Consider the following 13,512-nt stretch of genomic DNA (forward strand, 5'->3'; position numbering starts at 1 on the left):
GTTTCAGTTGAGCGCGGAAGTTGGAGCGGAGCTTTTTGCGCGGAAGGTTGTTAGGACGTCAAACTTGACAGGTTGTTATGCAGAGTACCTGTTCAAGGAGGCCTATGGCTGGGAATTGCAGCCAAACTCTAAAGCCGGGTTCGATGCTCAGCATAAAGGTATCAAATATCAAATTAAATCTAGGCGGCCGACTGCCAGAAATGGATCAAGGCAATTAGGGGAGTTCTCAAAATTCGAAGAGCGGCGCTTTGATAAATTGGCTGTAGTGATATTCCACGAAGACTACCAAGTGCATAAAGCTGCTATTGCTAGCTATGAAGCCGTTGCGCGGCTTTCAAAAGTTGTGCAAGGGCGGCAGCGTCTCAACTTTGAGGATAAGCTGTGGTCGGAACCTGAAGTTGAGGATGTCACTGAGGTGTTGAAGGCAGCTCAAAGGGACGCGCCGCTACTGGTCGAAGCGGGCACCGTTCGCCGCTACCGGTAGCCTGCCCTTTAAGCCAAAAGATTAGAAGTTAGCGCCGCGCCTCGCATAGCCTTAAGCCACCTTCACCCGCGCCGCGCTCTCCGGGAGGTCCGTGCCGAACGCGCGCTGGAAGAACTCGGCCACCGTGGGGCGTTCGAGTTCGTCGCACTTGTTCAGGAAGGTCAGGCGGAAGGCCAAAGCCACGTCATGGTCGAAGATCTCGGCGTTCTGGGCCCAGGTGATCACGGTGCGCGGGCTCATGACCGTCGAGATGTCGCCGTTCATGAAGGCGTTGCGGGTCATGTCGGCGACGCGGACCATGGCGGCCAGGGTGCGCTTGCCCTCGGCCGTGTCGTAGCCAGGGTTCTTGGCCAGGACGATCGCCGCCTCGACGTCGTGCTCGAGGTAGTTCAGCGTCGTGACGATCGACCAGCGGTCCATTTGGCCTTGGTTGATCTGCTGGGTGCCGTGATAGAGGCCCGTGGTGTCGCCCAGGCCGATCGTGTTGGTCGTGGCGAACAGGCGGAAGTACGGATTGGCGCGGATGACGCGGTTCTGGTCCAGCAGGGTCAGCTTGCCGCCGGCTTCCAGCACGCGCTGGATCACGAACATCACGTCCGGACGGCCGGCGTCGTATTCGTCGAACACCAGGGCGATCGGGCGCTGCAGCGACCACGGCAGGATGCCTTCGCGGAATTCGGTGACCTGCTTGCCGTCCTTCAGGACGATGGCGTCCTTGCCGACGAGGTCGATGCGCGAGACGTGGCTGTCCAGGTTCACCCGGACCAGCGGCCAGTTCAGGCGCGCGGCGATCTGCTCGATGTGGGTCGACTTGCCGGTGCCGTGATAGCCCTGGACCATCACGCGGCGGTCCTTGGCGAAGCCCGCGCAGATCGCCTTGGTCGTCTGGGGATCGAAGCGATAGGCGCTGTCGATCTCCGGCACGTGCGGATCGCGGTGGCTGAAGGCCGGAACCTTCATGTCGCTGTCGACGCCGAACGCGTCGCGCAGCGTCACCCACTTGTCGGGGACCAGGGTGATCAGCGGATCTTGGGCGGAGCTGGTTTCGGCGAACTCGGGCATGTCTCCCGATTAGCGCCTTGACGCTTGGTTAGGGAAGAGGGCGCCGCGTCGGCGACGCCCTTTCCGGGTCGATTTTTAGCGATTGGCGATGATCACCGAGGCGATCAGGCCGGTGGCGACGGCGGCCAGGACGTACTGGTTGTCGACCTTGCGCCACTGGTAGCCGCGCGGCGGGGCGCGCAGGCCGTGACGGCGCCAGTCGCTGACATAGTAGGCGCGGTCGCGATAGCGGGCGTCCAGGCGCTGGCCCTTGGCCCAGCGGCGGTACTCGCGGCGATCCTCCCGGCGGTCCTGGCGCGCCTCATGGCGGGCCTGGTCGCGGCGGCCCTGCTCGTAGGCGCGGTCGCGGCTGTCGTAGCGGCCGTCATGGCGATAGGCCTGGGCCGAGGCGGCGGTGGCGCCGCTGGCCAGCATCAGCACGGCCACCGAAGCGGTCAGAATGCGTTTCATGTCGATCTCCTTTGTCCAGGATCAGAGCCTAGCGGGCTCCACATGGTCCTGAGCTGAACGAGCCGGGTTGGCTTAAGTTCATGTTTCAAAAGAGAAATGTTTTTGCCACACGAGGGCCCGATCTATGTTTCGCCTGGACTTTCGAAGACTTCTGAGCGTGGCCCGCCAAGAGATCGGCGCGGCCAGCGCCCTGCTGATCGTGGCGCTGGGGGCCACGGCGTTCCTGGCCATCGCCGACGAGGTGGCCGAGGGCGAGACCCACGCCCTCGACCTGGCCGTGCTCAGCGCCCTGCGCGTCGACGGCCGGCCGGGGACCCTGGTCGGGCCCGAATGGCTGCATATCGCCGCCACCGATGTGACGGCCCTGGGCTCGGTCACGGTGCTGGGCCTCGTCATCCTGCTGGCCTTCGCCCTGCTGGCGTGCCTGCGCCGCTGGGGCGAGGGGGTGCTGCTGGTCGCAGGCGCGGGCGGCGGCCTGCTGATCAGCCAGGGCCTGAAGCTCCTGTTCGGGCGCGAGCGGCCGGAGATGGCCTTCCGCGCGGTCGAGGCGGTCAACGCCAGCTTTCCTTCCGGCCACGCCATGCTGTCGGCGGTGGTGTTCCTGACCCTGGGCGTGCTGGCCGCGCGCTTTTCCGAGCGGCGCCGGGTCAAGGCGCTGGCGATCGGGGCGGCGGTGCTGCTGAGCCTGCTGGTCGGCGCCAGCCGCATCTATCTGGGCGTCCACTGGGCCAGCGACGTGCTGGCCGGCTGGTGCGTCGGCGGGGCCTGGGCGATGGCCTGCTGGCTGATCGCCTATCTGGTCCGGCGGCGGATCAGGCCGCCTTCGGCTTCGGACGCCACCTGAGCTCCAGCGTGGTCCACATGGCGCCGGCGAAGTCGCCGAGGCCGACGGCCAGCCAGGCCTTGGGCAGCCAGTCGGCCAGGACGAAGGCGCCGATCACCACCAGCGACAGCACCCGCAGCACGACGGAGGCCCGCATATAGGTCCGCTGCCCGGTCCAGCCGGCGACGTGATAGCCCATGGCGTAGGCCAGCAGGACAAGGCCGCAGAACCGGATCCAGGGCAGGCTGGCGGCGTCCACCGGCGACTTCAGCAGCTGCAGCGCCGCGTTCGGCGTCACGGCCAGGGTCAGGCCGGCGCTCGACAGCAAGACGCCCCAGGCCCAGATGCTCCAGGGCTTGCCGAACGGCACCGGCGTCACCGGCGTCGGCGCCTCGACGGGCGCGCGCCACTCCGGATCGCTGTCGGTCATCGAAAGGGGTCCCCGGCCCGCCGCACTTCGGCGCGCGACAATGGCCCAATCGGCCCTTGCGTCGCAAGGGAGCGCGATGTGGCTCGGCTTCACATCCGCAAGCTAAGGGACCCATCCGGATTGCCCGGCGACTTGAGCGATCCGGCGAAGGCGTCGAGATAGGTCGGCGCCAGCAAGGACCGGAATGTCGACAGCGGCAGTATCAGCTCATAGTCGCCCTCGGCGTAGGAGCCGACGACATAGGGATCAATCAGAACCATCAGGCCGCCGAACTTGCCCGCCTCCGTTGATGGCGCGAGCGCGAGCGTGGTCTCGGTCCACTTCACGCAGCCGAAGACGCCGTCGAGCGGATCCGCGCCTTCGCGATGGCGTTTGGCGGCGGCCACCGCGTCGCAGATGGCCTTGTCCAGCGCCTTCATGTCGGCGCCGGGGCGGAACAGGGCGGCGGGCTTGATTTCCTTGTTCGCGGCGGTGTCCCAAAGCAGGGCTGAGGACCCGTGGTTCGGGTGGGCGCCGCCGGTATAGTCGAGCCACATCCCGCGCAGGCTGATCAGCCGGGGTGTGGCCGCCGCCACCGCCCATTGACGCTCGCCAGTGTACTGACGCCACGGATACTGCCCGTCATCCGCCTTGCGGTCCGCTTCGGCCTTGGTCGCGAACGCCTTGAGCTGGGCCGTTTCTCGATCATAGAGCAGGATGTGCAGGGCTGGATAACGGCCGATCTCGGCCGATAGCGTCAGGCTAACCTCGGCTGCTGGATCGGCTTGCTTGAACGTCAGTGGACGGACTGCGCCGGCCTGCGTCTGCGCCTTAGGCGCCTGTAAAGGCGTCATCGCTTGGGACGCAGACGGCGATGTTGGAGCCTGTCGGCGCTCGCACGCGCCCAGCGTGAAGAGCAGGGCCAGGGTGACAGCCGGAACGACGGTAGGACTCTTCATCGGCTTAAACTCTTCGAAGGCGTCGCGGCCGGCTCGGTCGCCTACACCATCCCCGACTTCTGTAGCTGCTTGTAGGCCTTGATCACGCGCTGGAGCTTGTGTTCGGCGCTGCGGTCGCCGCCGTTGGCGTCGGGGTGGCAGCGCTTAAGCAGCTCCTTGTACTTGGCCTTGATCGTCGCGCTGTCGGCGCCGGCCTCGAGGTCCAGGTCGGCCAGGGCCTGGCGTTCCAGCTTGCCCAGCCCGCGCTCGGCTGCGGTGCGGTGCGATTCGGCCCGCCGCTGCTGGGCGCGGAAGATGCCGAACGGGTCGGCGAAGGCGCGGGCGTCGCGGGCCGCCTGGGCCGCGGCCTCGCGCGAGTTGGCGTCGGCCTTGAAGCTCCAGGTCGGGCGGCCGCCGGTCATCCGCTCGGTTTCCTGCTGGGCCCGGATCTGCGCCTCGCTCATGCCGGCGTAGAAGTTCCAGTTCTTGTTGTACTCGGCCGCGTGCCGCTGACAGAACCAGTAGTGCTGGTCGGGCATGTCGCGCGACTTCGGCGCCTTTGCCGAGCCGGGCAGGCTGCAGTCGGGGTGGTCGCAGCGCTTCTCGCCCGGCTTCAGGCGCAGGACGTCCTCGACGCGGTCATCCTCGCCCGGCTTGGGCGGCCTGACCCGGATGTCATAGAATTTGGGGCGGTACTCGAACGGCCGGCTCATGGCGCTTAGAGTAAGCAAGCGCTATTTCCGTTCAAGGATTGACATGCGGGAGTCGCGTCATGGGCGCCGTTGCGGAAGCTATTCGGGGCAAGTTGGAAGCCGTCTTCTCGCCCTCGCGGCTGGAGCTGGCGGACGACAGCGACCGCCATCACGGCCACGCGGGGCACAGCGGCGCGGGCGAGAGCCACTTCACCCTGCGGATCGAGGCCGAGGCCTTTGCGGGCAAGGCGCGGGTGATGCGCCAGCGCATGGTGATGAAGGTCCTGGCCGACGAGCTGGCGGGGCCTGTCCACGCCCTGTCGATCGTCGCCACCGCGCCCGGCGAGGCCTGACGGCGGCCGCGATTTTGCACTTGCGCGGGGCGGGCGCGACTGATTGCCTCTGTCCCCGGCGCGATCTTGGCCGGGCAGGCAGGACAGAGCATGAGCGCCGATCCCTCTCGCGATCCCGACACCCTTGAGCAGGCGGCCGCCCAGGCGCTGCCGGCGCTGCTGGAGCGGGCCTACGCCCGCTATTCCAACTTCACGGTGGCGGCGGCGGTGATCGACGAGGCGGGCCGCGCGCACTACGGCGTCAATGTCGAGAACGCGGCCTATCCCTCGGGCGCCTGCGCCGAGCAGAACGCCATCGGGGCGATGATCACGGCCGGCGGGGCGCGGCGCATCGTCAAGGTGCTGATCGCCGCCGGCTCCGACGCGGTGGTCCAGCCCTGCGGCGCCTGCCGCCAGCGCATCGCCGAGTTCGCCGCTCGTCACTGCGAGGTGGTCTCGGTGCAAGGTGGCCGGCCCACGACGCGGACGCCGTTCTCGACCCTTCTGCCGCAGGCGTTCGGCCCCGAGGACCTGGACTGAAGGTCGCCCTGCGCGCGCGCTCGTGCCGCCTAGGGACCGGAAATCGCGCTCCATTTCAATTCGTCGCCGATCGTTACTGAAAAGTCACATCGGCGATCGGCTGGCCCAGGCCCCGGGAAAAAATTGCGCGGGTTGCGGGTAGAGAACGCAATTCAACCCCCATCTTTGGAGGGTTGAATCTGCCCTCTATGGCGTCGGTCAATCCCCATTTTCGCCCCTGGCGCGCTGGCCTTCGGTCCCGGGAACCGCCGTGGGGGTGGTGTCGGTCGGCCACAATTTGGACTTAGACCAGCGGGGGGCGCGCCTTGGAGGCGACGTCATCTCTCTAGAGCCGGCATTTTGACGTCCGTCGAAGCCGGATTGAGGTAAGGCTAAGCTTGGTCCTGGCGGGGTTTGCGCAAAAAATTTGCGGCCATCGTTCAAATTGCAACAAATTTGACGCGTTTGCCACATTTTGCTCAAATTTAACGAGGTCCGGGCGAAGGCCAGGTCGGCCCCGCGTAAACGCGGGGGCAAATTGTTTCCGGGGGTTTTCCAAGCATGAAGTTCGTTTTGTTCGCGGGTGTCGCGGCTAGCGCCGTTTTGGGCGGTGTCGCCCAGGCCCAGGATGCCGGCGCGGGTTCCGCGGCCGTGTCCGAGATCGTCGTCACCGGTTCGCGCATCAAGCGTCCGCAGTTCGACGGCACCATCCCCGGCGTTCAGGTCACCAAGGAAGAGATCATCCAGCGTGGCTTCAACAACGCCTACGACATCGTTCTGAGCCAGCCGCAGGTCGGTTCGGGCGCCAGCCCGTACGGCAGCAACGGCGGCCAGACCTCGAGCCTCGGCGTCGCCTACGCCGACCTGTTGAACCTCGGCCCGCAGCGGACCCTGACGCTGGTCAACGGCCGCCGCATGGTGTCGAGCAACGCCTCCACCCTGTTCGTCTCCGGTAACTACGCCGGTTCGCAAGTCGACATCAGCGTCATCCCCGCGCAGATGATCGACCACGTCGACACCCTGACCGTCGGCGGCGCCGCGGCCTACGGTTCGGACGCCATCGCCGGCGTCATCAACTACATCATCAAGGACCGCTACGTCGGCGCCGAAGGCCGCGTGGCGTTCCGCACGACCGACAAGGGCGACGCCAACCGCTACAGCTTCAACGCCATCTACGGCTCGAACCTGTTCAACGACCGCGCCAACCTGGTGGTCTCGTTCGAGTACACCCAGACCGACGCCCTGTACGCCGACAAGCGTCCGTGGATCATCGACACGGCGACCGCCGTCACCAACGCGTTCAACGGCGCCAAGCGCAACCCGAACTTCTCGCCGACCGCCGCGATCGACGTCGCCAACCTGAACAACGGCGCGTTCCTGCGCACCTCCGACGACGGCATCCCGTCGACGGCCTACGCCTATAACTCCCGGACGGCCATGCAGTGGGCGTCGGGCGTCGCCTTCGCTCCGACCTCGGGCACCAGCGCCTGCGTCCAGAACATCGTCGGCGTGAACTCGTGCGTCGCCGGCGGCGGCCTGATCACCTCGAACCTGCAGCTGGTCCCCGGCATCCCGACCGGCAACGGCCTCTACAACCTGAGCGCCCCTTCGGGCACCTTCCCGAACTTCGCGCCCGCTTCGCTGCCGACCGGCGTGACGGCCGCGGCCGTGTTCGCCAAGTACGGCATCACCGCGCCCGCCGGCCTGACGGCCGCCCAGCAGAACACGCTGGCCATCAACGTCCTGCAGAGCAAGCTGCCGACGCTGCGCGAGTACCTGCTGGCCAACCCGAACACCGATATCAACCTGGTGGTTGGCTCGCTGTACGGCAACATGCCGCGCGTCGCGAACACCGACCCGCGCACCAGCGCCCTGTTCCCGTACATCGCCAAGCCGGTCCGCTTCACCGATACGGGCGAGGCCGTGAACTGGTCGTTCGCCAACATCGGCGCGACCGACCAAGGCACGATCAGCGCCGCGCCGGGCACCAAGGGCTACGACAACAACCGCCTGACCCTGATCCAGAACGCCCAAAAGCGTAAGGTCGGGACCCTGTTCGGCACGTTCGACGTCACCGACCACCTGACGTTCTACACCCAGAACATCTTCTCGTCGGTCTCGACGCGCCTGCCGCGCAACGCCGTGTCGTCGAACAACGTCACCGGCACGGGCGTGGAGACGTCGGGTCTCTACCTCAGCATCAACAACCCCTATCTGACCGCGACCTCGCGTCAGGTCCTGCGTGACTCCGGCGCGGTCAACGCCGCCGGCAACTTCCTGCTGTCGCGCACCAACCAGGACCTGCTGGGCGACAACCCGCTGTGGGGCAAGACCGACACCAGCAACCTGGTCAACGGCCTGAAGGGCGACTTCGACCTGCTGGGCCGCAACTGGACCTGGGACGCCTCGTACACCTGGGGTCGTTCGAGCGGCCGCGTCGACTTCAACAGCATCAAGGACGTCGAGTACAACCTCGCCATCGACACGACGCTGGACGCGAGCGGCAAGATCGTCTGCCGCGCCCAGACCAACCCGTCGGCCTATCTGGGCAAGTCGCCGAACGGCGTGACCGCCAACCTGGTCGACCAGCCCGGCGCGAACGGCGTGATCACCAAGACGCCGTTCACCCCGGTCGTCACCCAGTCGATGATCGACAGCTGCCAGCCGCTGAACCCGTTCGGCTATGGCCAGATGTCGGCCGCGGCTCGCGCCTATGTGACCACGCCGCAGTTCTTCGCCTTCGAGAACACCCAGACCTTCCTGCAAGGTTCGATCAGCGGCGACCTGTTCAACCTGCCGGGCGGCGCCGTTGGCGTGGCCCTGTCGGGCGAACGCCGGACGACCAACAACGACTACTGGGTCGACAACATCTCGCAGTATGGCCGCACCCGGTCGTCGGCGATCGCGCGCACCGAGTATGAGACCACCGCTCAGGAATACGGCGTCGAGCTGAACATCCCGCTGCTGGGCGGCGAATTCAGCCTGCCGTTCGCTCAGCGCCTGGAAATCAACCCGGCGGTGCGCTGGTCGAAGCAAACCGGCAGCGCGCCGACCTTCATCAACGCCCTGGGCAGGACGATCAACCCGACCTACGACGGCGACACCGCCAAGATCTGGTCGCTGGCCGGCACCTTCCAGCCGATCAAGGACATCAGCTTCCGCGGCAACATCACCCGCTCGATCCGCCAGCCGGACGGCGTGGAGCTGTTCCTCGGCGGCCAACCGGCGTTCACCTCGCCGGCCGATCCCTGCTCGACGGCCAACATCGGTGGTGGTTCGAACCCGGCCAACCGCAAGGCCAACTGTATCGCCGCCGTGAAGGCCGCGGGCTATGCGGCCACCGACGCCGAAGCCCTGAACTTCCTCAACACCTACAGCCCGCCTTCGCTGTCGCTGCTGGGCGCCCGCTTCGGCAACATGGGCCTGAAGCCGGAAAAGGGTGAAAGCTGGACCGCTGGCGTGGTGCTGTCGCCGCGCTTCATCCCGGGCCTGCGGATGTCGATCGACTACGCCGACATCAAGCTGAAGGACCAACTGAGCCGCGTGTCGCTGGATCAGCTGTCGGCCTACTGCTACGACTCGGCCGCCTATCCGAACAACCAGGCCCAGTTCGGCACCAACACCTGCGACGCCTTCGCGCGTTACAAGGCCGGCACCGAACCTACGGACAACCTGAAGTTCGCCCTGAAGGACGGCTGGAGCTCCAGCTATCTGAACCTGGGTCAGAGCTCCATCCGCTCGGTCAACGCCGTGGTCAGCTACCGCTTCAACCTGGCGGAACTGGTCCGTCAGGAAGGCGACCTGGGCCGGATCTCGATCAACAGCAACGTGTTCCGCACCCTGGAGTCGAACTTCAGCCCCACGGGTCTGGCGGCCGACACCCAGTACTATCTGGGCTCGTTCAACCCCAGCAACAACACGGGCGCCTCGGTGCCGCGCTGGCAGTCGAACACGACGATCGCCTACAGCCTGAAGAAGTTCACCACCAGCGTGAACATCGGCACGGTCAGCGACACGATCCGCTTCAGCGGCGCCGTGCCGGCCACGATCGAGAACAACGCCTACCTGGTCCACAAGGGCTATGCGGTCTACAACCTGTTCTTCGGCTACGACCTGACCGAGAAGCTGCAGCTGCGCTTCAACGTCAACAACGTCGCCGACAAGCGGTTCGAAGACGAGCGCGACGGCACGATCTACAGCTCGGCCGGCCGCACCTGGCAGTTCGCGGTCAACGCCAAGTTCTAATCTGGCGTTCGGGCCGGGCGCCTTCGGGCGCCTGGTCCGAGGACCTGGACTTCGGTTCAAAAAAGAGGCTCCCGTCGCGAGACGGGAGCCTTTCTTTTTGCGTCGGCTTTTGGGGACCGGCCGGATCTTGTCCGGATGGCCGTCCCCCCCGCCGGCCGCCGAAGCGGCCGCTCAGCGGGGAGACCGCGTGTGCTTGGGGGGTCTTACGCCGTCTGGGCGACCAGGCCTTCCAGCACGCGGCGCAGGTCGGCCTCGCGGAAGGGCTTTTGCAGCACGGCCGAACCCTTGTGGTCCTCGCTGATGCCGGCCTCGCCATAGCCGCTGGCGAAGGCGAACGGCACGCCGCGGCCGCGCAGGGCGTCGGCCACCGGGAAGATCGGCCGGCCGCCGAGGTTCACGTCCAGCAGGGCCGCGTCGATGTCGGCCGAGCTGGCCAGGCGCAGGGCTTCCTCGATCTCGGCCGCCGGCCCCACGACCGTGCAGCCCAGATCGGTCAGCATGTCCTCGACCAGCATGGAAACCAGGGCTTCGTCTTCGACGACCAGCACCTTGAGGGACGACAGTGTCTTCATGTCTTAAGGCTCCAGCGCGCGCAGGGGCAGCGCCATGTGGCAGACGAGTCCGGACTCATCATAGGTCAGCTCGACCGCGCCGGATAGCTCAGCTGCGAGTCCGCGTTCAAGAAGACGCGCGCCAAAGCCCCGGCGGGCGGGTTCACGCACCCGCGGCCCGCCCTGTTCGGTCCAGGTCAGGCGTAACTGATTAGAATATTGGCGCCAGGCGACGGCCACCCGGCCGCCCGGAACCGACCAGGCTCCATACTTGGAGGCGTTGGTCGCCAGCTCGTGAATCCCCATGCCCAGGGCCACGGCCGCCTTCGGGTTCAGCCGCAGGTCCGCCGTATAGTCGAAGACGACGCGATCCTCGCCAGCCATGGCCCGCAGCTCGCCGTCGAACACCTCGCGCAGGCTGGCGCCTTCCCAGCTCTCGCGCGTCAGCAGGTCGTGGGTGTGCGACAGGGCGACCAGCCGCGCCTCGAAGGCCTCGCGGAAGAATTCGGGCGTGCTGGAGCGCAAGGTCTGGGCGGCGATCGACTGCACGGTGGCCAGGCTGTTCTTGACCCGATGGTTCAGCTCGTTGACCAGCAGCTTCTGGCGCTCCTCGCCGCGCTTGCGGTCGGTGATGTCCAGCGACACCCCCGCCAGCCGCCGCACCCCGCCGTCGCCGGCCACCTGGGCCGCGCGGCCGCGGGCGTGCAGCCAGCGCGTCTCGCCGTGCGGCAGGACCACGCGGTATTCGACGTCATAGTCGGCGCCGTCGCGGATGGCGGCCTCGATCGCGGTCATGATCCGAGGCCGGTCCTCCGGATGGATGGTGGCGATCAGGTCGGCGAAGGTGAAGTCCTGGTCGGGGCGGCGGCCGTAGTTGGTCTTGCACAGGTCCGAGGCCTCGTAGGCCCGGGTGGCGACGTCCAGGTCCCAAGAGCCCATGCGCCCGGAATCCAGCGCGAACTTCAGCCGTTCCTCGGCCCGGCGGCGCTGGGCCAGCTCGTCCATCGCCGCGGCGTTGATGCGGATCGACTCGATGGTGACGCCGACCTGCGAGGCCAGGCCGACCAGCAGGGCCTCGTCGCGGGCGCTGAACCGGCCGGGCTCCGGATGGCCGAAGAACAGGCCGCCCAGCACCTCGCCCTGAGGGTTGGCGACGGGCAGGGCCAGGTAGCTGCGCACGGGCAGGTGGCCCGGCGGCATGCCCCGACGCGGCGCGTTGCGGCCGTAGCGCGGATCCAGCGTGATGTCGTCGGACCGCACGACGCCCTGGCCCTCGAAGGTCGGGGCGAAGACCTCGGTCTTGCGCGGCATCGGCAGCTTGGCGAACGCCTCGTCCGGCGCGCCCGACAGGCGATAGAGCGCGTAGGACTCGCCGTCCTCGGCCACCAGGTTGTAGAAGAAGGCGCCGTAGGCGGCGCTGATGATCTGGCGGGCGCCGTCGATCGCGGCCTGCACGCAGTCGTCGACGTCGTGGCTGGAGGCGACCGCGGCGGTGACCCGCGCCAGGGTTTCGGACTTGCGGACTTCCTCGGCCAGCGCCGCCTGAGCCTGCGCCAACCGCGCGCGCAAGTCCGCTTCGGAACCGCTGCGAATGTCGGTCTCAGCCACGCTGACCAATACGCCCCTCCAGTCTGGCCGCCCCTGACCAGCAATGGCGCTAAACGTGTGGATGGGGGTTGGGTTCCGGGGCCTTCAAATGATGGTCAAAGATCGTCGTTTTCTTCCAGCAGCGCGCTGATCCGCAGGGCGGTGATCTGGTTGCGCTGCCGCCGCAGGACCTGGAACCGGTGCCGGTGGAAGATGAACGTCTGGCCGGGCTCGGGGATCATCTGCGCCTCGTGGATCACGAGACCCGCGATCGTCACGGCCTCGCCTTCGGGCAGCCGCCAGTCCATCGCGCGATTGAGGTCCCGCACCGTGACATGCCCGTCGACATTGACCGAGCCGTCCGGCTGCTTGCGCACCCCGTCCAGGGCGGTGTCGTGCTCGTCGTCGATCTCGCCGACGATCTCCTCGAGGATGTCCTCCAGCGTCACCAGCCCCTGCAGCGCGCCGTACTCGTCGACCACCAGGGCGAAGTGGCTCTTGCGCTTGAGGAAGGCGTCGAGCTGGTCCTTGAGGTTGGTGGTGTCGGGGATGAACCACGGCTCGCGCAGGATGGCGGCGATGTCGAGGCCGCCGACGCCGGTCGGCGACTCCGCCAGGGCTTTCAGCAGGTCGCGGGCGTGCAGCACGCCGACGATGTTGTCGGGCTCGTCGCGATAGAGAGGGATGCGCGTGTGCTGGGCCTCCAGCACCGCCTCGACCAGCTCGCGGGCGGGCAGGCCGGCGTCCAGCAGCACCATCGACTTGCGGTGGACCATGATCTCCGAGACGTCCATGTCCGACAGGTCCAGCACCCCGCCCAGCATCCGGCGGTCGTCGGTCTCCACCAGGCCTTCCGAGTGATGGTAATCGACCGCGCCGCGGATCTCCTCGTGAGCGGCCAGCACGTCGACGGCCATGTCCAGCTTGACGCCGAAGACCCGCAGGGTGCGGCGGACGATCCACTGGATCGTATAGATGATCGGTCCGAACAGCTTGACGATGAACAGGGTGGGCCCCGACAGCGCGCGGGCCACGTCGTCGGAGCGAACGATGGCCACGGTCTTGGGCAGCACCTCGGCGAAGATCAGGACGAGGGCGGTCATGGCGGCGGTGGCGACGGCCACGCCCCAGGGGCCGGGGATCAGCCGCGTCAGCGCCTGGGTCGCCAGGGCCGAGGCCAGGATGTTGATCAGGTTGTTGCCCAGCAGCACCGCGCCGATCATCGTCTCCTGGTCGGAGAGCAGCTTGTTGACCCGCTTGGCGGGCCGGTCGCCATCGCGCTCCAGCTGGTGCATCCGCGAGCGGCTGGCGCCCGTCATCGACGTCTCCGCCGCCGAGAACAGCGCCGAGAGCGTCAGGAGCGCGATGACGATGGGCGCGAGGCCGAGCAGGGCGGTGAGCATCCGCCACTTCTAGGCCA

General features: G+C 67.1%; 13 protein-coding genes. 5 read left to right on the plus strand and 8 right to left on the minus strand.

Translation table 11 applies throughout. The features are described 5' to 3' along the window. On the plus strand, nucleotides 1-484 hold a 484-nt coding region (locus DI526_RS13650; RefSeq protein ID WP_304278863.1), incomplete at its 5' end, for a hypothetical protein. A gap of 51 nt (nucleotides 485-535) precedes the next feature. On the opposite strand, the gene cobS is transcribed toward DI526_RS13650, so the two are convergent. Both cobS and DI526_RS13660 read right to left on the minus strand, forming a co-directional pair. Next, nucleotides 536-1,546 (minus strand): cobaltochelatase subunit CobS, encoded by a 1,011-nt coding sequence (gene cobS, locus DI526_RS13655; protein WP_304278866.1) that lies wholly within the window; start codon nucleotides 1,544-1,546, stop codon nucleotides 536-538. Between the two features lie 75 nt (nucleotides 1,547-1,621). Further along, nucleotides 1,622-1,996: an RcnB family protein gene (locus DI526_RS13660; protein WP_304278869.1), complete on the minus strand. Its 375-nt coding sequence runs from the start codon at nucleotides 1,994-1,996 to the stop codon at nucleotides 1,622-1,624. A gap of 124 nt (nucleotides 1,997-2,120) precedes the next feature. Between DI526_RS13660 and DI526_RS13665 the strand changes: the two genes are divergently transcribed. After that, on the plus strand, nucleotides 2,121-2,840 hold the full coding sequence (locus DI526_RS13665; protein ID WP_304278872.1) for a phosphatase PAP2 family protein: 720 nt from the start codon (nucleotides 2,121-2,123) through the stop codon (nucleotides 2,838-2,840). On the opposite strand, the gene DI526_RS13670 is transcribed toward DI526_RS13665, so the two are convergent. The 3 genes from DI526_RS13670 to DI526_RS13680 all read right to left on the minus strand — a co-directional run bounded on the left by DI526_RS13670 (nucleotide 2,809) and on the right by DI526_RS13680 (nucleotide 4,879). Beyond that, the gene (locus tag DI526_RS13670) at nucleotides 2,809-3,249 is read right to left on the minus strand and encodes a hypothetical protein (protein WP_304278874.1); all 441 of its coding nucleotides are present in this window, start codon (nucleotides 3,247-3,249) and stop codon (nucleotides 2,809-2,811) included. The genes DI526_RS13665 and DI526_RS13670 overlap by 32 nt on opposite strands. Nucleotides 3,250-3,338: 89 nt before the next feature. After that, nucleotides 3,339-4,187, minus strand: coding sequence for a DUF3298 and DUF4163 domain-containing protein (locus tag DI526_RS13675; protein ID WP_304278877.1), 849 nt, complete (start codon nucleotides 4,185-4,187; stop codon nucleotides 3,339-3,341). 41 nt (nucleotides 4,188-4,228) lie between these two features. Next, nucleotides 4,229-4,879, minus strand: a complete 651-nt coding sequence (locus tag DI526_RS13680) for a J domain-containing protein (RefSeq protein ID WP_304278880.1) — start codon at nucleotides 4,877-4,879, stop codon at nucleotides 4,229-4,231. 59 nt (nucleotides 4,880-4,938) lie between these two features. Here DI526_RS13680 and DI526_RS13685 point away from each other — a divergent pair, with 59 nt between their 5' ends. The 3 genes from DI526_RS13685 (at nucleotide 4,939) to DI526_RS13695 (ending at nucleotide 9,954) form a co-directional block, all read left to right on the plus strand. After that, a complete protein-coding gene (locus tag DI526_RS13685; RefSeq protein WP_304278882.1) occupies nucleotides 4,939-5,211 on the plus strand; it encodes a BolA family transcriptional regulator in 273 nt (90 codons plus the stop codon). 90 nt (nucleotides 5,212-5,301) lie between these two features. Beyond that, nucleotides 5,302-5,730, plus strand: coding sequence for a cytidine deaminase (cdd, locus tag DI526_RS13690; protein WP_304278885.1), 429 nt, complete (start codon nucleotides 5,302-5,304; stop codon nucleotides 5,728-5,730). 540 nt (nucleotides 5,731-6,270) lie between these two features. Next, complete coding sequence (locus DI526_RS13695; protein WP_304278888.1) at nucleotides 6,271-9,954, plus strand: TonB-dependent receptor domain-containing protein; 3,684 nt, start codon at nucleotides 6,271-6,273, stop codon at nucleotides 9,952-9,954. A 203-nt stretch (nucleotides 9,955-10,157) separates the two neighbouring features. Here DI526_RS13695 and DI526_RS13700 read toward each other — a convergent pair whose 3' ends face one another. The 3 genes from DI526_RS13700 to DI526_RS13710 all read right to left on the minus strand — a co-directional run bounded on the left by DI526_RS13700 (nucleotide 10,158) and on the right by DI526_RS13710 (nucleotide 13,495). Further along, nucleotides 10,158-10,526 carry a response regulator gene (locus DI526_RS13700; protein ID WP_304278889.1) on the minus strand — a complete coding sequence of 123 codons (369 nt, stop codon included), beginning with the start codon at nucleotides 10,524-10,526 and terminating at the stop codon, nucleotides 10,158-10,160. Between the two features lie 3 nt (nucleotides 10,527-10,529). Next, complete coding sequence (locus DI526_RS13705) at nucleotides 10,530-12,113, minus strand: sensor histidine kinase (RefSeq protein ID WP_304278892.1); 1,584 nt, start codon at nucleotides 12,111-12,113, stop codon at nucleotides 10,530-10,532. Nucleotides 12,114-12,208: 95 nt separating this feature from the next. Beyond that, complete coding sequence (locus DI526_RS13710; RefSeq protein WP_304278894.1) at nucleotides 12,209-13,495, minus strand: HlyC/CorC family transporter; 1,287 nt, start codon at nucleotides 13,493-13,495, stop codon at nucleotides 12,209-12,211. Nucleotides 13,496-13,512 lie beyond the last annotated feature (17 nt).

Source organism: Caulobacter segnis (assembly GCF_003243465.1).
Classification (GTDB): domain Bacteria; phylum Pseudomonadota; class Alphaproteobacteria; order Caulobacterales; family Caulobacteraceae; genus Caulobacter; species Caulobacter segnis_A.

What these genes read in the sequence shown, in the direction of transcription:
- DI526_RS13695 (WP_304278888.1), top strand. Translation starts at nt 6,271, where the DNA reads ATGAAGTTCGTTTTGTTCGCGGGTGTCGCGGCTAGCGCCGTTTTGGGC.
- DI526_RS13700 (WP_304278889.1), bottom strand. Translation starts at nt 10,526, where the DNA reads ATGAAGACACTGTCGTCCCTCAAGGTGCTGGTCGTCGAAGACGAAGCC.
- DI526_RS13670 (WP_304278874.1), bottom strand. Translation starts at nt 3,249, where the DNA reads ATGACCGACAGCGATCCGGAGTGGCGCGCGCCCGTCGAGGCGCCGACG.
- cdd (WP_304278885.1), top strand. Translation starts at nt 5,302, where the DNA reads ATGAGCGCCGATCCCTCTCGCGATCCCGACACCCTTGAGCAGGCGGCC.
- DI526_RS13680 (WP_304278880.1), bottom strand. Translation starts at nt 4,879, where the DNA reads ATGAGCCGGCCGTTCGAGTACCGCCCCAAATTCTATGACATCCGGGTC.
- DI526_RS13685 (WP_304278882.1), top strand. Translation starts at nt 4,939, where the DNA reads ATGGGCGCCGTTGCGGAAGCTATTCGGGGCAAGTTGGAAGCCGTCTTC.
- DI526_RS13675 (WP_304278877.1), bottom strand. Translation starts at nt 4,187, where the DNA reads ATGAAGAGTCCTACCGTCGTTCCGGCTGTCACCCTGGCCCTGCTCTTC.
- DI526_RS13660 (WP_304278869.1), bottom strand. Translation starts at nt 1,996, where the DNA reads ATGAAACGCATTCTGACCGCTTCGGTGGCCGTGCTGATGCTGGCCAGC.
- DI526_RS13665 (WP_304278872.1), top strand. Translation starts at nt 2,121, where the DNA reads ATGTTTCGCCTGGACTTTCGAAGACTTCTGAGCGTGGCCCGCCAAGAG.
- cobS (WP_304278866.1), bottom strand. Translation starts at nt 1,546, where the DNA reads ATGCCCGAGTTCGCCGAAACCAGCTCCGCCCAAGATCCGCTGATCACC.
- DI526_RS13710 (WP_304278894.1), bottom strand. Translation starts at nt 13,495, where the DNA reads ATGCTCACCGCCCTGCTCGGCCTCGCGCCCATCGTCATCGCGCTCCTG.